At 73.1% G+C, this 17,192-nt stretch carries 13 protein-coding genes; 2 read left to right on the top strand and 11 right to left on the bottom strand.

Annotation, left to right across the window (positions count from 1 at the left end; all coding sequences use genetic code 11):
- Nucleotides 1-331 precede the first annotated feature (331 nt).
- Nucleotides 332-1,339 (bottom strand): stage II sporulation protein M, encoded by a 1,008-nt coding sequence (locus tag MXD57_RS27870; protein ID WP_250404880.1) that lies wholly within the window; start codon nt 1,337-1,339, stop codon nt 332-334.
- A 143-nt stretch (nt 1,340-1,482) separates the two neighbouring features.
- Here MXD57_RS27870 and MXD57_RS27865 point away from each other — a divergent pair, with 143 nt between their 5' ends.
- Entirely contained in the window at nt 1,483-2,481 is a 999-nt protein-coding gene (locus MXD57_RS27865) for an RDD family protein (protein WP_250404878.1), read from the top strand.
- A gap of 15 nt (nt 2,482-2,496) precedes the next feature.
- On the opposite strand, the gene MXD57_RS27860 is transcribed toward MXD57_RS27865, so the two are convergent.
- The 8 genes from MXD57_RS27860 to MXD57_RS27825 form a co-directional block, all read right to left on the bottom strand.
- Nucleotides 2,497-3,108: a hypothetical protein gene (locus MXD57_RS27860; RefSeq protein WP_250404876.1), complete on the bottom strand. Its 612-nt coding sequence runs from the start codon at nt 3,106-3,108 to the stop codon at nt 2,497-2,499.
- Between the two features lie 189 nt (nt 3,109-3,297).
- Nucleotides 3,298-4,755 carry an adenosylhomocysteinase gene (gene ahcY, locus MXD57_RS27855; protein ID WP_250404874.1) on the bottom strand — a complete coding sequence of 486 codons (1,458 nt, stop codon included), beginning with the start codon at nt 4,753-4,755 and terminating at the stop codon, nt 3,298-3,300.
- A gap of 251 nt (nt 4,756-5,006) precedes the next feature.
- Nucleotides 5,007-5,987: a cation diffusion facilitator family transporter gene (locus MXD57_RS27850; RefSeq protein WP_250404873.1), complete on the bottom strand. Its 981-nt coding sequence runs from the start codon at nt 5,985-5,987 to the stop codon at nt 5,007-5,009.
- Between the two features lie 132 nt (nt 5,988-6,119).
- Nucleotides 6,120-7,271, bottom strand: a complete 1,152-nt coding sequence (gene manA, locus MXD57_RS27845) for a mannose-6-phosphate isomerase, class I (protein WP_250404871.1) — start codon at nt 7,269-7,271, stop codon at nt 6,120-6,122.
- Between the two features lie 191 nt (nt 7,272-7,462).
- Nucleotides 7,463-8,590, bottom strand: a complete 1,128-nt coding sequence (locus tag MXD57_RS27840; RefSeq protein WP_250404869.1) for an SIS domain-containing protein — start codon at nt 8,588-8,590, stop codon at nt 7,463-7,465.
- A 114-nt stretch (nt 8,591-8,704) separates the two neighbouring features.
- Nucleotides 8,705-8,875 carry a Trm112 family protein gene (locus MXD57_RS27835; protein WP_250404867.1) on the bottom strand — a complete coding sequence of 57 codons (171 nt, stop codon included), beginning with the start codon at nt 8,873-8,875 and terminating at the stop codon, nt 8,705-8,707.
- Between the two features lie 154 nt (nt 8,876-9,029).
- On the bottom strand, nt 9,030-10,394 hold the full coding sequence (locus MXD57_RS27830) for a phosphomannomutase/phosphoglucomutase (protein ID WP_250404865.1): 1,365 nt from the start codon (nt 10,392-10,394) through the stop codon (nt 9,030-9,032).
- Between the two features lie 186 nt (nt 10,395-10,580).
- On the bottom strand, nt 10,581-10,958 hold the full coding sequence (locus MXD57_RS27825; protein ID WP_250404864.1) for a DUF3499 domain-containing protein: 378 nt from the start codon (nt 10,956-10,958) through the stop codon (nt 10,581-10,583).
- A 435-nt stretch (nt 10,959-11,393) separates the two neighbouring features.
- On the opposite strand from MXD57_RS27825, the gene MXD57_RS27820 reads away from it, so the two are divergent.
- Nucleotides 11,394-11,777 carry a metallopeptidase family protein gene (locus tag MXD57_RS27820; protein WP_250404863.1) on the top strand — a complete coding sequence of 128 codons (384 nt, stop codon included), beginning with the start codon at nt 11,394-11,396 and terminating at the stop codon, nt 11,775-11,777.
- Between the two features lie 76 nt (nt 11,778-11,853).
- Here the strand turns inward: MXD57_RS27820 and MXD57_RS27815 are convergent, their stop codons facing one another.
- Both MXD57_RS27815 and MXD57_RS27810 read right to left on the bottom strand, forming a co-directional pair.
- Entirely contained in the window at nt 11,854-13,362 is a 1,509-nt protein-coding gene (locus MXD57_RS27815; protein WP_250404862.1) for a DUF5719 family protein, read from the bottom strand.
- A complete protein-coding gene (locus tag MXD57_RS27810; RefSeq protein WP_250404860.1) occupies nt 13,359-17,030 on the bottom strand; it encodes a glycosyltransferase family 2 protein in 3,672 nt (1,223 codons plus the stop codon). The genes MXD57_RS27815 and MXD57_RS27810 overlap by 4 nt, the downstream gene beginning before the upstream one ends.
- Nucleotides 17,031-17,192 lie beyond the last annotated feature (162 nt).

Here is a 17,192-nt window from a genome sequence, read left to right as displayed (position 1 = left end):
GTCTTGCGTTTCCGACTCTATCAGATCTTTTCTCGACCCGATTTCCTCGGTGCTTTCCAGGTTCCCGCTCTCGCGTTTCCCTTTCCGGCGGTTCCGACTTTATCAGAAGTTTTTGGCCGATCTGACCGGCCACTCATTTCTGAGTAATTCGGAGGGGGTGCTTCTCCTCGATCGCGTCCGCGATCCTTGGGAAGCAAGTAGATTCTAAACGATCAGCCCCGAACCTGTCCAGTTCTAGGCAACTGTTTGAATCTACCTCCCCGCTCGGGCCGTGTCAACGGCTCTTGCGGGGCGAACCAGAGACTAGCAGCTCAGAGACCGTGGATGCACATCAGGCGGCCAGGGGCACGGTGGAGCTGCGCTCGGCCGCCTCGATGTCGCCCGTCTCGCCGGCCCGCACCGCGCGGCCCCCCAGGACGAAGACGTACGCCAGGAAGGCCAGCTCGGCTGCGATCCCGATGCCGATACGGGCCCAGGTGGGCAGCCCGGACGGAGTGACGAAGCCTTCGATGGCACCGGAGACGAAGAGGACGAGCGCGAGGCCGATGGCCATGCCGACCGCGGCCCGGCCCTCTTCGGCGAGCGCGGTACGGCGACTGCGCGGACCCGGGTCGACGAGGGTCCAGCCGAGGCGCAGACCGGTGCCGGCGGCGACGAAGACCGCGGTCAGTTCCAGCAGTCCGTGCGGGAGGATCAGCCCGAGGAAGGTGTCGAGGCGGCCGGCGGACGACATCAGGCCGATGCCGACCGCCAGGTTGAGCATGTTCTCGAAGAGGATGAAGAGCACCGGCAGGCCCAGGAAGATCCCCAGGACCAGGCACATCGCCGCCGCCTGGGCGTTGTTCGTCCATACCTGGGCGGCGAAGGACGCCGCGGGATGGCTGGAGTAGTAGGTCTCGTACTCGCCGCCGGGCCGGGTCAGCTCACGCAGTTGGCTGGGAGCCGCGATGGTCGACTGGACCTCCGGGTGGGTGCCTATCCACCAGCCCAGAAGGACGGCGACGGCGGTGGAGACCAGCGCGGTGGGCACCCACCAGCGACGCGCGCGATAGACCGCGGCCGGGAACCCCTGCCCCAGGAACCGCGTGACGTCCCGCCATGACGCGCGGCGGGTGCCGGTCACGGCACTGCGCGCGCGTGCCACCAGTTGGCTGAGCCGGCCCGTCAGCTGGGGGTCGGGAGCACTGGACTGGATGAGCGAGAGGTGGGTGGCGGTGCGCTGGTAGAGGACGACGAGCTCGTCCGCCTCGGTTCCGTCGAGGCGGCGCCGGCGGCGGAGCAGGGCGTCGAGGCGGTCCCACTCGGCGCGGTGGGCGGAGACGAAGACGTCCAGGTCCATGGGGTCTGCCTGCTCCTCGGCTGGTCGTCCACTGCTCGTCGTGGATGCTCTTGTTGCGTTCAGCTTGTCGTACTGCGGCGCGATGCGCCCTCAGCTTGGCAGACTTGCGGTTCACGGGGCAGGCCAGGGGAAGGACGACAGGCGTGAGTGAGCTGGTGACCGGCGAGGCGGTGGCGCTCGAATTGCGGCCCGCGAAGTTGCCGAGCAGGGCCTTGGCCGTGCTGCTCGACCTGGTCGTGGCCGTGTTCGCGTACATGGGCGTGACGCTCGCGCTGGTGGCGGCGACGTCGTCTCTCGACGAGGCCGCTCAGATCGCGCTGTCGATCGCCTCCTTCCTGCTGGTGCTGGTCGGCGGGCCGATCGCGGTGGAGACCCTCAGCCACGGCCGCTCACTGGGGAAGCTGGTGTTCGGGCTGCGTGTGGTGCGGGACGACGGTGGGCCCGTCCGGTTCCGGCACTCGTTGGTGCGCGGCGCCATCGGTGTGGTCGAGATCCTGATGACGTTCGGAGTGGTGGCCTGCATCGCCTCGCTCGTGTCGGCGCGGGGGCGGCGGCTCGGCGACGTGTTCGCGGGCACCCTGGTCGTGCGTGAGCGGATTCCCGCCGGGCAGACCGGCCAGGTGCCTCCGCCGCCGCCGTGGCTCGCGGGACGGTTCGCCGAGCTGGACCTGTCGGCCGTACCGGACGGGCTGTGGCTCGCCGTCCGGCAGTACCTGACGCGGATGCGGCAACTGGATCCGCAGGTGTCCTGGGAGATGGCGCAGCGGCTCGCGGCGGACGTCGCGGCGCGCACGGGTGCTCCGGTGCCGCACGGCGAGCACCCGGCGGCCTTCCTGGCCGCCGTGGTCCAGGAACGGCAGTCCCGCGAGGCCAGGAGGGCTTTCGGCGGGGCCGGGGAGGGTGCGCCGGAGGGATCGTCCGCTGCCTCCGCGCCCGGGGCGCCCGGGGAGTCCACTGGGCCCTGGGGGGCCGCCGGTGGTGCGTCCGGCCACTCGCCGCCGACCGCGCCGGAGACGGGTCGGCCCCCGGCCTCGGCTCCACCACGGATTCCCGTGGCGCCGTCCACGCCGTCCGCGCCGTCCGCGCCGGTTGCGGAGTCGCCCGCCGGGCGCCCGGCCACCGGATTCGCGCCGCCGGCCTGAGGCACCGGCGGCCGCTCAGTCGGAGCGGGACGGCGGTGATCGGAGGTCTTCCAGCTCGATCCAGGGCGCGGACAGAACCACGTCCCCGGCGATGTGCACGGTGTGCCTCTCGCCCGTGTCCAGGGCTGTGACCTGGTATGCGTCCACGGTGAGGGGGCCGTTGTCAGTGTCGTGTGCTTCGCTGTCCAGCAAGGTCCAGGACTGGTCCAGGGTCCGGGGGGCGAGGACCGGGTCGGTGAAGGCCACGAGGCGCACACGGGTCGCCGAGGAGGGGGTGAGGCGCAGGAGACGGGCGGTGGCGACGAGGAACGCGGGGGACGTGCCGGTGAAGGCGTGGGCGCGCACGTTGCCTTCGGCGGCATGGGTTCCGGTGGCGTCGGTGCGGACCCAGGTGACGCCTTCGAGGGCGGCGCCTCGCACCTGCCAGCCTCCCGCGTGCAGTTCGAGGCGGATGGGCCGGCCGAGGTCGTCCAGGGTGAGATCGACCGAGCCCTGGTGGTCGCCGGCGGGGGTGGTCAGCTGGGAGACGTAGCGCCAGCCGGAGGGGCCCGGCGCGCACTGGAAGTGCTCTTCCCCGAGGGGGGTGTGATCGTGCGGATCGTGGAGCGAATATCGGCCGCGTGGCATGGGGGTCCTGGGTCTTGACGGGCCGGCGGTCCGGCTGCGGCTGCTGGTCCGGTCCGAGGCCCCGTCCGGGGCCGAAGGGTCAGGCCCCCGGCACGGGGGTGCGGGGGCCTGCCTCTGCGGATCGGCGGACCTGCCGCCGGGGAGCGTGGGGGTGCACCCGTGCGCTCCCCGGCGAGCGGGACTGCGGACTCAGTAGCGGTAGTGGTCCGACTTGTACGGGCCGTCGACCTCCACGCCGATGTACGCGGCCTGCTCGGGGCGCAGCTTGGTGAGCTTGACGCCGAGCGCGTCCAGGTGGAGGCGGGCGACCTTCTCGTCGAGGTGCTTGGGCAGCACGTAGACGCCGGTCGGGTACTCGTCGGGCTTGGTGAACAGCTCGATCTGGGCCAGGGTCTGGTCCGCGAAGGAGTTGGACATCACGAACGACGGGTGGCCGGTGGCGTTGCCCAGGTTCAGCAGGCGGCCCTCGGACAGCACGATGATGACCTTGCCGTCGGGGAACGTCCAGGTGTGGACCTGCGGCTTGACCTCGTCCTTGACGATGCCCGGGATCCGGGCGAGGCCGGCCATGTCGATCTCGTTGTCGAAGTGGCCGATGTTGCCGACGATCGCCTGGTGCTTCATCCTCGCCATGTCCGACGCGAGGATGATGTCCTTGTTGCCGGTGGTGGTGACGAAGATGTCGGCGGTCTCGACGACCTCGTCCAGGGTGGTGACCTGGTAGCCGTCCATCGCCGCCTGCAGGGCGCAGATCGGGTCGATCTCGGTGATGATCACGCGGGCACCCTGGCCGCGCAGGGACTCCGCGCAGCCCTTGCCCACGTCGCCGTAGCCGCAGACGACGACGGTCTTGCCGCCGATGAGGACGTCGGTGGCGCGGTTGATGCCGTCGACCAGGGAGTGGCGGCAGCCGTACTTGTTGTCGAACTTCGACTTGGTGACGGCGTCGTTCACGTTGATCGCCGGGAAGAGGAGCACGCCGTCGCGCTGCATCTCGTACAGGCGGTGGACGCCGGTGGTGGTCTCCTCGGTGACGCCGCGGATCTCCGAGGCGAGCTGGGTCCACTTCTGGGGGTTCTCGCCCAGGGTGCGGTGCAGGAGCTGGAGGATGACGCGGTGCTCGTCGGACTCGGCGGTCTCCAGGCCGGGGACCTTGCCGTCCTTCTCGTACTCGACGCCCTTGTGGACGAGGAGGGTGGCGTCGCCACCGTCGTCGAGAATCATGTTCGGGCCGCCGGTGGCGCTGTCGGGCCAGGTCAGCGCCTGCTCGGTGCACCACCAGTACTCCTCCAGGGTCTCGCCCTTCCAGGCGAAGACCGGGACGCCCTGCGGGTTGTCGGGCGTGCCGTTCGGGCCGACGGCGATGGCGGCGGCCGCGTGGTCCTGGGTGGAGAAGATGTTGCAGGAGGCCCAGCGGACCCGGGCGCCGAGGGCGACCAGGGTCTCGATGAGGACGGCGGTCTGCACGGTCATGTGCAGCGAGCCGGTGACGCGGGCGCCGGCGAGGGGCTGGGCCTCGGCGTATTCCTTGCGGATCGCCATCAGGCCCGGCATCTCGTGCTCGGCGAGGGTGATCTCCTTGCGGCCGAACTCGGCCAGGGAGAGGTCGGCGACCTTGAAGTCCTGTCGGTTGTCGACAGTCGTCATTGCGAGCTGCTCCTCGGGGTTTGGGTCGAGGTGGGTACGGCTGGTCTGCGCGGCGGCGGACACAGGGGTGCCCGAGAAGAGGACACAGGCATGCCCGCGTGCGCGCAGCGCAGTCCGTCGGAGGCCCTCTCTCCCTCGGACGGTCCGCTGCGGGACCGCCCGACCGCCATCAGCAGCGACGTCTGGCTCCGTCCCAAGCTACACCGGGAGACGGTGGAGCCCCCAGTCCGCCTTCGAAGAGTTCCCGTCAATCAGTGGCCGGCCTCCTGCGGGGCGGGCCCGCCCGGGGTCGCCTCCGGGTCCGGGCCCTTGGCGGCCTCGGCCTCGCTGTAGATGTCGGGTTCGAGATAGATCACGCGGGCGATGGGGACGGCGGCGCGGATGCGGGCCTCGGCCGCGTTGATGGCGTTGGCGACCTCGCCGGCCGTGTCGTCGTGCTGGACGGCGATCTTGGCGGCGATCAGCAGTTCCTCGGGGCCGAGGTGGAGGGTGCGCATGTGGATGACGCCGGTGACGGTGTCGCCGTCGACGATCGCGGCCTCGATCTTCCGGACCTCCTCGATGCCCGCGGCCTCTCCGAGCAGCAGCGACTTGGTCTCGGCGGCGAGCACGAGGGCGATGCAGACCAGCAGGACGCCGATGCAGACGGTGCCGACGCCGTCCCAGACGCCGTCGCCCGTGAGCAGGGCCAGGCCCACCCCGCCGAGGGCGAGGACCAGACCGATGAGTGCGCCGAAGTCCTCCAGCAGGACGACGGGCAGTTCGGGGGCCTTGGCGCGGCGGATGAACTGCGACCAGGACAGCTTGCCGCGCAGTTCGTTGGACTCCTTGATGGCCGTGCGGAAGGAGAAGCCCTCGGCGACGACCGCGAAGAGCAGGACCCCCACCGGCCAGTACCAGTGCTCGACCGGGTGGGGGTGGGTGATCTTCTCGTAGCCCTCGTAGATGGCGAACATGCCGCCGATGGAGAACAGGACGATCGAGACGAGGAACGCGTAGATGTAGCGCTCTCGGCCGTAGCCGAAGGGATGCTGGGGGGTCGCCTCGCGCTGCGCCTTCTTGCCGCCGATCAGCAGCAGGAACTGGTTGCCGGAGTCGGCGACGGAGTGGACACCCTCGGCGAGCATCGACGACGAGCCGCTGAACGCGAACGCCACGAACTTCGACGCCGCGATCGCGAGGTTGGCGCCGAGTGCCGCCATGATCGCCCTGGTACTGCCTGACGCGCTCATGTGTCCGCGTTGTCCCTTCGCCCTCGTCCGTCCACGCCGTCCAGGCGTGTACCCGGCTTTGCCCGTGCTTTGCCGGTGGGTCATTGTTGCAGCCCGTACGGGTGGCGACGTGTCAGGTGTCCACAGTCTCGGTCATACGATCACAGTGGCGCGGAAGACCGTACCCGCCCCGGACACCTCGGCCTTCTCCCCCGCCGGGACGAAGACCGACCGGCCGGGGGTCAGCTCGTGCTCACCGGCCCGGACGGAACCGGCCGTGCAGAGCAGGATCTGCGGGGTGCCGAGGGTGAGGTCGTGGGTGGTGCCGCCCTCGGACAGGGCGAACCGGGAGAGCCGGAACTCGTCGATCGGGGTCTCGTAGACCTCCTCGCCGTCCGGGGCGGCCTCGGGGCGCAGCACGCCCGGGTCGCCCGCCTCGAAGCGGACGATGCGCAGCAGTTCGGGGACGTCGACGTGCTTGGGGGTCAGGCCGCAGCGCAGGACGTTGTCGGAGTTGGCCATGATCTCGACGCCGAGGCCGTCGAGGTAGGCGTGCGGGATGCCGGCGCCGAGGAACAGTGCCTCTCCGGGCTGCAGCCGGACGTGGTTGAGGAGCATGGCCGCGATGACGCCGGGGTCGCCCGGGTAGTGGTGGGCGAGGCCGGCGTAGGGGGCGTAGTCGCCGCCGAGACGGGTGCAGGCGGCGGTGGCCTCGGCGACCGTGTGCGCCATTTCCCGCGGGTCGGCGGTGAGGACGGCGGTGAGGACCTCCCGCAGGGCGGCGTCCTCGGGGTGCGCCCGCAGCAGGTCGACGTACGGCTTCAGGGAGTCGACGCCCAGTCCGTCGAGCAGGCCGGCCGCCTCGGCCGGGGCGCGGAACCCGCACAGGCCGTCGAACTCGGTGAGCGCGCAGATCAGTTCGGGCTTGTGGTTGGCGTCCTTGTAGTTGCGGTGCGGAGCGTCGACCGGGACGCCCCGCCGCTCCTCGTCGGCGTAGCCCTGCCGGGCCTGCTCCAGGTCCGGGTGCACCTGGAGGGAGAGGGGCGCGCCGGCGGCGAGGAGCTTGAGCAGGAACGGCAGCCGCGGGCCGAACCTGGCGACCGCGGCGGCGCCCAGTTCGCGCTCGGGGTCGGCGTCGATCACCTCGACGAGCGTTCCGCGCGCGGTGCGGGAGGGAGCGCCCGGGTGGGCGCCCATCCACATCTCGGCCTGCGGTTCGCCGCTCGGCTCGACGCCGAGGAGGTGCGGGATGGCGGTGGCGGAACCCCAGGCGTAGGGGCGGACGGTGTTGTCGAGGCGGTCCATGTGGTTTCTCTGTCTCCGTACGTACGCTGCTCGTCCGGTGCCGGCGCCGGACGGTGTGCCGGCGCCGGACGGTGTCCCGGTGCCGGACGGTGTGCCGGTGCCGGTCGGTGTCCCGGTGCCGGTCGGTGTCCCGGTGGTGGGGCACGGGGCGGTCGGTCCGGGCGGGCCCGGGCGCGACGCCCTGAGCAAGGTCAGGCCCCGGAGGCGAGCGCCAGGTAAACGGCGGCGAAATCCGTGACGGCGATCAGTTCCGCGAGGGTCTCCAGTGCGTCGCCCTCCTCGGGTTCCAGTTCGCTGATCGGCGTGTCGTGGCTGAGCGCCAGGTCGCGGGCGGCGGGGGCGGCGGTGAGGCCGCCGATCGGGCGGTCGCGGAGCAGCACCACGCGTGCGTGCATCGCGGGTGGCTCCTCCACCCGGTCGCGGAAGAAGTCGTCCGGGTCGGCGCTGGCCGCGAGCGGGCCGGCCAGCAGGGCACTGTGCTCGGCGAGTGCCTCGGGGAGTTCGGCGACGAGGGCGGGGCGGCCGGCGAGTTCGGCGAGGGCGGCGGCGAACCGGCGGCCGGCGGGGCCGGTCGCGGGGCCCTCCGTCCATACGACGGGGAGCGCGTCGGCGAGTTCGGCGGCCAGGGTCTTGGCCGGGTTGCTGTAGGCCGCGATGGCCGGGCCGCAGCGCTCGGCGATGTGGTCCAGGCGGTCGGCGACCTTCTCCAGGGCTTCCGGCCCGGCGCCGAGCAGGCCGATGCGGTCCAGCAGCGCCAGCAGCGGGGTGAACAGGGCCCAGAAGACGCCCGGCGAGGACGCGGCGAGGGGTTCCTCCTGGTCGTAGGGCGTCGTGGCCATCGGTACGAACATGCCGTGGGCGGCGGCGATCGCCTCGGCGAGCGGGGTGTGGGCCGGGGCGACGGCGACGACCGAGCAGCCTCGGCGGTAGGCCTGCTCGGCGAGCAGGGAGAGGCTGGGTTCGGTGCCGTCCGGAGTGGCGATGAGCAGCAGGTCGACGGAGCCGACCCAGCCCGGGATCTCCCAGCGCAGCGCGCCGGCGGCGGGCGCGACGCCGGTGGGCGCCAGCCGGATGACGGGGCTGCCGGGGCCGGCCAGGGTGCCGAGCAGGTCGGCGGTGTGGGTGGCGGCGGCACCGGGGCCCGCGATCAGCACGGCGCGGGGTCGGCCGTCCGGCCTGAGCTCGGCCACACCGGCCTCGGTGGCGTGCCGGACGGCGGTGCGTACACGGGCACCGGCCTCCGCCGCGCCCCGCAGGAGGCCGCGGCGGTCGGCGGTGGCGAGGCCCTCCGGGCTGTCCAGCAGCGATTCGTCGAGCATGGGCGGCAGCCTCCGGTCGCCGGGTTCCTGTTACGGGGTCTTCGAACGCGGGGCGGGCGCCTCGCCGGTGCGCGGCGGTGCCGCCGCGCTGCCCGCGGGGCGGGAGCTCAGCGGTCAGGCGGGGCGGCGGGCCTCGTCCACGAGCAGGACCGGGATGCCGTCGCGGACCGGGTACGCCAGGCCGCAGTCCTGACCGGTGCAGATCAGCTCGGTGTCCTGCTCCTCCAGGGGGGCGTGACAGACGGGGCAGGCGAGGATCTCCAGAAGGCCGGCTTCGAGCGGCATGAGGGTGTCCCTTCGGGGCGCAGGTGCTATTGCCGATGTGCTGGTCAGCGTACCGCTGGTGGCGGGGTCGGGCCGGGCCCGCGGGTGCTCCCGGCGGCGCGCCGCCCGCCGGCCCGGGGTCCGGCCGCCCCCTGGTCCGGGGCGGCCGGCCGGCTCAGGCCCTGATGATCGACAGTGCCTCGTCGCGGATCCCCGCCATCGTCGCCTCGTCCCTGGCCTCCGCGTTCAGGCGCAGCAGCGGCTCCGTGTTGGACGGGCGGACGTTGAACCACCAGTCCGCGGCGGAGACCGTGAGGCCGTCGAGATCGTCGAGCGTGACGCCCGGTCGGCCCTCGTAGGCGGCGCGGATCGCGGCGAGGCGGGCGGACTGGTCGGCGACGGTGGAGTTGATCTCGCCCGAGCCCGCGTAGCGGTCGTACTGGGCGGTCAGGGCCGACAGGGGGCCGTCCTGGCCGCCGAGGGCCGCGAGGACGTGGAGGGCGGCCAGCATGCCCGTGTCGGCGTTCCAGAAGTCCTTGAAGTAGTAGTGGGCCGAGTGCTCACCGCCGAAGATCGCCCCGGAGCGGGCCATCTCGGACTTGATGAAGGAGTGCCCGACGCGGGTGCGGACCGGGGTGCCGCCGTTCTCCTTCACCACCTCCGGCACGGTGCGGGACGTGATCAGGTTGTGGATGACGGTGCCGCTGCCGCCGGCGCGGGCCAGCTCGCGCACCGCGACGAGGGCGGTGATCGCGGACGGGGAGACGGGGACGCCGTTCTCGTCCACCACGAAGCAGCGGTCGGCGTCGCCGTCGAAGGCGATGCCCAGGTCGGCGCCCTCCGCCGGGACCCGCTTCTGCAGGTCCACGATGTTGGCCGGGTCGAGGGGGTTGGCCTCGTGGTTCGGGAAGGTGCCGTCCAGTTCGAAGTACATCGGCACGAGGGTGAGGGGCAGACCGGCGAAGACCGTGGGGACCGTGTGGCCGCCCATGCCGTTGCCCGCGTCGACGACGACCTTCAGCGGTCGGACGGAGGTGAGGTCGACGAGGGAGCGGAGGTGGGCCGCGTAGTCCTCCAGCGTCTCGCGCCCGGTGAGGGTTCCCGGCTCGGCGGCCGGTTCCGGAGCGCCCGACTCCAGCCACCGCTCGACGAGTTCGCGGATCTGGGTCAGTCCCGTGTCCAGACCGACCGGGGCGGCGCCCGCACGGCACATCTTGATGCCGTTGTACTGCGCCGGGTTGTGCGAGGCCGTGAACATCGCGCCCGGGAGGTTCAGCGCGCCCGAGGCGTAGTAGAGCTGGTCCGTCGAGCACAGGCCGATCTCGGTGACGTCCACCCCGCGGTCGGCGGCACCGCGTGCGAAGGCACGGGACAGTCCCGGGGACGAGGGGCGCATGTCGTGACCGACGACGATGGCCGTCGCGTCCGTCACCTCGGCGAAGGCGGCGCCGAAGAGGGCGGCCAGCGGTTCGTCCCACTGGTCCGGAACCACTCCGCGTACGTCGTACGCCTTCACGATCTGCGACAGATCAGCAGTCACGGCCAACCTTCCTGAGGTCCGATGGGTGCCCACAAACTACCCGTCGGGGGTGAGAGGCAGGTGTGCGGACACCCGGCGGGCGGACGTGCGGACCGGCGGTCGGCCGACGCGGGACGTCGGATGGCGGGCAAGTGGGCCCGCGCGCCGTCCCGATGGGTGCGGGATCGGTTCTCCGCGTGGCAGGACTCAGTTGTCGGGTGAGCGCAGGATGCGCAGATGCCCGCGGCGGGCGACTTCCATGGGGTCCGGCGTACGGGCCCCGCCGCCGCCCGCCTCGGCCGCCCGCTGCTGGGGACGGGCCGCCTCGCGCACGGCGTTGGCAAGGGCTTCCAGGTCGTCCCCGCTGGGCCGCGCGGGAGCGGAGCCGTCGAGGAGGCGGACGACCTCCCAGCCGCGGGGCGCGGTGAGGCGCTCGGAGTGCTCGGCGCACAGGTCGTAGCAGTGGGGTTCGGCGTAGGTGGCGAGCGGGCCGAGGACCGCGGTCGAGTCGGCGTAGACGTACGTCAGCGTCGCGACGGCGGGTCGGCCGCAGGCGGTGCGCGAACAGCGACGTACAGGGCTCACGACGATGGACGGTACCGCACTCTTGAGCGGGCCGCGACGACTCTCCTCCAGGTCACGCCACCGTGTCGGAGTGTGAGACGTCCCACAGGAGCCCTCGAACAGGCCTGGCTGACCTGCGACGACGGGGTCGGGCGGGGTTCCGGGAAGGGAAGCTCTCGGTCATGAGTCGGCACAAACACCGTCAATTGCCTTGAGTCGACCGGTCTTGGAGGGTTACGGAATCGAGCCAGAGCTTGGCCGGAATGGTCAACGTGTGACACGTCCTGCGACACGTGTCGTGCCGCGCCCGGGGACCGGGAGCGCCGGTGGCCGGTTGCCGCGTGGGTTCGGGCGGGCGGGGCGTGCGGCGACTAGGCTTCTGCGGTGATGGACAACCGTGTACCGCCCCGCGCCACCGGCCCCGGGCCCCGTCGCCGTGATCGTCACGGGCGGGGCATGCGAGGGCCGATCGCGCCGCCGCAGGTGCCGTTGGCGGCCAGCAGGGCCGAGGTCTTCGCGGATCTGGTGCGGGACTCCGTGGAGCGGCTGGAGCGGCGGTGGCCGCAGTTGGCCGACATGGATTTCCTGGTGCTCGAGGTGCCGCGCCTGGAGGTGCGGGGACCGGACGCCTGGAGCGACGAGGCCGTGCCCCTGGGCGGGATCGTTCCGGCCCGGGAGGGACGGCAGGCCCGGGTCGTGGTGTACCGGCGGCCCGTGGAGATCCGTACCAAGGGGCGGGACGAGCGGGCCGCGTTGGTGCACGAGGTCGTGGTGGAGCAGGTGGCGGAGTTGCTGGGGCTGACTCCGGAGACGGTCGATCCCCGGTACGGGGAGGACTGAGCCCGGGGCACCCGGCACGCGCCCGCGGCCGCGCGGCTCGGGTGGCCGCGGCCGCGCGGGCGTCGCCTGCCCCGGGTCACTCCTGCAGGAGGGACAGGTCCTCCCGCGTCCGGGGGACCGAGACCAGGCCCCGGTCGCTGGGCAGGCTCTGGATGGTGAAGGCGGAGACCCCGCCCGCCGTGGACGTCAGGGCGCGGGAGGCGTAGAGGGGGCCTCCCGAGACGGGTTCCACGGTCAGGGCGTAGGTGCCCTTCAGGCCGGACGGAACGAGGGACGTTACGTCCTGCGTGGTGCCGGTCTTGATCGTGAAGGTCTTCGTCACGGGGGTGCCGCCCTCGCTGCCCGCCGAGGCCGTGACCCGGACCGTGGTGGTGGCCGTGGGCGCGGCCAGGGAGAGGGTCGAGGCCTTGCCGCGGTTGTCGGCCGAGGTCGCCCGCTTGCCGACGGGGGCCGTGGCGGGGATGAAGGCCGTCTCCTGCTTGGCCCCCTTGCCCCGCACCACGCGCAGCGCCGCCACCACGGGTACGGACCGGTCGGTGGGCGTGAGCACCAGGGAGCCCGCCTCGCCGCGGGTGACGTCGCCGAGGTCGGTCGCGGTCGTCATCCCCGCCTTCACGTGCAGGGTCTCGTTCCCGGCGGGCGTGATCAGGCCGCCGGGCGAGGCCAGGCGGACCTTGAGGTCGGCATCGGCGTCGCCGGGGGTGAAGGCGACCAGCCGGACGTCGGTGGCGTCCTTGGGGATGCCGGGCAGGACCAGGCTGCCGGACGGGTCGTCCGCCGCGGCCAGCCAGTCGCCGCCCACCTTGTCGTCCAGGGCCTGCACCGCCGCGCCGACCCGGCCGCTGCGCACGCTGACGTGCACGGTGAGATCGGTCTGCTTTTCGTCGGTGAGCGTGGAGAGCAGGATCGGCTCGCTCCCGTGCGGCGGGACCGTGAATCCGTCCGGGACGGAGGACTTGATCGCGCCGTCCTTGCCGTACAGCTCGATGTCGACGACGGCGGCCGAGTCCTCGGGGTTGGTGAGGTGCACGTAATCGGTGCGGTCGATGGCCGTGCTGGCGCCCGGGAACCAGAACTCCGTGTCGGGGGCCGTGCAGTTGACGCCCTGCAGTCCGCGGCCCGTGCCCGCGACCACCTCGGTGGTCTCCTGCACGGTCCAGCCGGGCGCGTACTTGCCGTCGGCGGTGCCGACCTGTGCGGGGGTGTCGGCGCCGGAGGTGTCGCCGGTGGCCGGCGTGCCGGGGGTCTTCGGCGTGAGGAGCGCCTGGGCAGGCTTCTTCCCGGCGTCCTTGCCCTTCCCGGCACCGCTCGACGCGTCCGCCGACTGCCCGGTGGCCGCCTGGAGTCGGGCCGTGCCCCCGCTCGCCGTGCCCTTCGTGACAGGCGTGAACGACGTGTACGAGGTGTCGGCGATGTCGGAGGAGCTGGGTGCGGGGCACAGCAGGCTGGTGCGCTCCACGGGCAGTTCGGCGGCCGCCCTGGCCGGGGCCGTGCCGGACGCGGACGGGGTGTCGAGCGCGGCGAAGGCGGTGACGGCGGCCAGCGCGGTCGTGCAGGCGATCAGGGACAGGGTGGTGCGGTTCACTGCTGGCTCCCGTCGGGACGCTCGCTGCCGGTGCCGTACTGCTGCTCGGCCGGGTCGTAACCCTGTTGGTAGGCCTGCTGGTCGTACGCCTGCCGGTCGGTCGTGCCTCCGTAGGCGTAGGGGTCGTACCGGCCGTTCTGGTAGGGGTCGGGCTGGTACGCCTGCTGGTCGTAGCCCCCGGCGGAGTACTGTCCGGCGTCCTGGTACTGGCCGGTGCCGTAACCGGCGTAGTCGCTGCCCGGGTAGTCCCACTCGCCGTACGCCGGCTGCTGGGGGACGGCCGCCGGGGCCTCCCCGGGAGGCGGTGGCACGTCGCCGGGGGCGGGCTGCCCCGGGACGCCCGCCCCGGGCTGGTCGGGAACCGCCACCCCGGGCTGCTCGGGGACGGCCGCGTCCTCGGCCTGGGCGCGCAGCCGGCGGGCGCGGCGGCCCTCTCCGGCGGTGGCCTGGGCGGGCAGCGGCTGCTCCTCGGGCAGGTCGTCGTCGATGTCGCGGCGACGGCCCGGCAGGGCGAGGACGACCAGGACGACGGCGAGCGCGCCCTGGGCCCACAGCCAGGCGGTGTGGGTGATCGGGGCGTCGTGGACGACGTCCAGCCGGCCCCCGGTGGAGGGCAGTTGGAAGCCCTGAGCCCAGCCGTCGACGGTGGTGCCGGTGAGCGGCTTGCCGTCCAGGGTGGCCGTCCAGCCGTCGGAGGCGGCGTCGGCCAGGCGCAGGACACGGCCGGCGGAGCCGGACGGGACGGTGGTGTGGATCTCCACGGGCCCGGCGGCGACGGACCGGGCGGCGCCGGTGCCGCCCGCGGGCACGATGGTGGCACGGGAGACCTGCTGGTCGACGCGCCACAGGGCGCCGCCGTCCTGCTGGCTGAGCCGGCTCAGGCCGGGCGTGGCGTCCAGGACGCGGGGGATCTGGCGGGGCGCTCCCTTGTGCACGAGGACGTAGCGCACGGCGAAGCCGCCGAGCTGGCCCGCCTGGTCGGCGCCGGAGCCGGCGACCAGGTTGGCGACGACCTTGTCGAGCCTGGTGTTCTCGCCGTCGGCAGCGGCGAGTTCGGCGTCACCCATGCGGGCGCCGGAGCCGCGGACCAGGCTGTAGCGCACGTGTGCGGTGGAGTCGCTGTCCAGGACCAGGGTGCGGGCCTGGTCGCGGGTGGTGGCGTCCTCGGCGACGAACGCGGGTACCTGCACCGGGTCCCGGCGTTCCAGCGGGCCGTCGGCGCCGCCGATCATCCAGCCGACGGCGACGAGCAGCGGGCCCGCGGCCGAGGCGAAGGCGATCAGGGCGGCGACGGGCTGGCGCCAGCCGAAGCTCTGCTCGGCCACGCGCGCGCGTGCCCCGTCGGCCCCCAGGGCAGCGGCGGCCAGCAGGGCGATGCCGTAGACGAGGGTGGCCGGTCCGGCCCACGTGGAGTGGTTGGACACGACGGCGAAGACGAGGCCCACCAGGGCGACCGCCCACGCGGTCCGGATGCCCAGCCGACGCTCGGAGCGCAGCAGTGCGGCCAGGGCGGCCAGGACGATACCGATGAGCAGCACGCCGTCGACGGTGCCGGGACCACCGGGGCCGGCCCCGAGCAGATCGAGCGCGGAGGCGCTGGAGGCGCCGTACTCCAGGCCCGCTTCCCTGAGGAAGCCGGTCGGCAGCAGCGTCAGCGACCAGGGCGCCAGGACCAGCAGCGGGGTGCCGAGCTGGGCGAGGAAGCGCAGGCCGTGGGCGACGAGGTCGCGGCGGCGCAGGACGAGTACGCCGAGGCCGAGGATCAGCGCGATGGGCCAGACGATCGGGGTGAACGCGGTGGTGATGGTCAGCAGCAGCGCGTACGCCCAGGTGGCTCGCCAGCTGCCGCGTGCGCCCGAGGCCTGGGTGAGGCCGCTCGCGGCGACGCCGGCGCGCGCGATGAGCGGCAGCAGCACCGCGAGGACGGCGGTGCCGATGCGGCCTCCGGCGAGGGCACCGGTGGCGGCGGGCAGGAAGGCGTAGGCGATCGCGGCCCAGGCGCGCAGCAGGCGGGAGGTGACCAGTGGCCGGGAGGCGAAGTAGGCGGTGAGGCCGGCCAGCGGAACCGAGCAGACCAGCAGCACGGTGACGGCCAGTCCGGTGGAGCCGAACAGGATCGAGGCGAGGGTCGCGACGACGGCGAGGTAGGGCGGTGCGGCGGCGGTGCCGCCGGCGCCCACCGGGTGCCAGGCGTCCAGGTAGCGGGACCACAGGTCGCCGGCGCCCGCCGGGGCGGGCAGCAGGGCGCCGCCCGCGAGGGCGCCGCCGCCGAGCAGGGCGCGGCAGGCGACGAGGGAGGCCAGCAGCAGGGCAAGGAAGAGCACCGGCCCGGGCTTGCGGGCGATCCGCTTCAGCCGGGCGAACTGCTCGATCTCCAGGAAGTCGGCGTCGTCGCCGCCGGGGCCCGACTCCACGGCGCCGCCGTGCCGGCCGGCCGAGGAGGTCTCGTGGTCGGAGCGGCGGGAGAAGTTGCCCGCGACCTGTTCCACGGTGGCGCGGACGGTCGCGCCGGGGGGCGGGAAGAGCCGGCGCAGCTCGGCCTTGTCGATCCGGGAGGGCCCGCGGCCGCGCCGGCCGGCGAGGATCCGCTCGGGCCGCAGCAGGGTCCCCAGCAGACCGCGGATCTCGTCGACGGCCTGCCCGGGGACCTTTCCGACGAGGTAGGCGACGGTCCTCAGCAGGGTGCCGAGGACGAGCCGCAGCAGCACCCAGGGCAGCGCGGCCGTGCGGGTGTTGACGAGCAGGGTGTAGATGGCGCCGGCCTTGTCGACCTTGTGCGGGGAGGCGGCGGTGCGGCCCACGCAGTCGACGGTGCGGCGCTCACGGGAGGCCGCCTCGGCGTGCCGTACGACGGCGTCGGGGGCGACGAGGACCCGGTGGCCGGCCGTGTGGGCCCGCCAGCACAGGTCGACGTCGTCGCGCATCAGGGGCAGCCGGCGGTCGAACCCTCCGAGCTGTTCGAAGACGTCGCGGCGGACGAGCATGCCGGCGGTGGAGACGGACAGCACGGTACGCACGTGGTCGTGCTGGCCCTGGTCCTGTTCGCGACGGTCCAGGCCGGTCCAGCGGCGGCCGGAGTTGGCGATGGAGACGCCGACCTCCAGCAGTTGCCTGCGGTCGTACCAGCCGCGCAGCTTGGGGCCGACGATCGCCACGTCGTCGCGGCCGAGTTCGAGTTCGTTGTCGACGACCCGGAGGAGCTGGGCGAGGGCGTCCGGCTCGGGGGCGCAGTCGTCGTGCAGCAGCCAGAGCCACTGGACGGGCTCGCCGTGCGGCAGTTCGGGCAGGTCGTAGGCGTCGTCGCGCCACGAGCGCGTGACCGGGTCCCAGCCGCCGGGGCGCCTGAGGTACGGCAGCTCCTCGGGGGTGAGGAGGGGGGCGACGCGGCTCGCCTCCTCCACCGCCTGGCCGAAGCCGGTGCGGCGCGCCAGGTGCAGCACGCGGTCGTCGCCGAGGGCCTCGGTGAGCAGCTGGGCGGAGTCGTCCGCGCTGCCGGTGTCGGCCGCCACCGCGTTCTGCACGGGGCGTTCCTGGCCGAGCAGCCCGGCCAGCGCGTCGGGCAGCCAGCGGGCGCCGTCGTGGGACACGAGGACCGCGGTCACCACATGGCGCGGGAACTCAGGATGGGCAGCCGGGTCTTGAGCTGCCGTTTGGCTGTGCACGGACATCGAGGTACGGGCCCCGGTTCGATGGACTGCGGTGGACGCCTGTGCCCCGAGGGGACAGCGGGTCGTCTCGGACGAGCGACCACACTATCGGCTGACCACGACGACGGCCCGCCGCCTGTGGATAACCCACGGGCGACGGGCCGTTCGCGACGTTTGCGGGGG

Origin of the sequence: Streptomyces cellostaticus (genome assembly GCF_023630175.1) — a bacterium.
Classification (GTDB): Bacteria; Actinomycetota; Actinomycetes; order Streptomycetales; family Streptomycetaceae; genus Streptomyces; species Streptomyces cellostaticus_A.
This window is presented reverse-complemented; position numbering and strand designations above follow the sequence as displayed.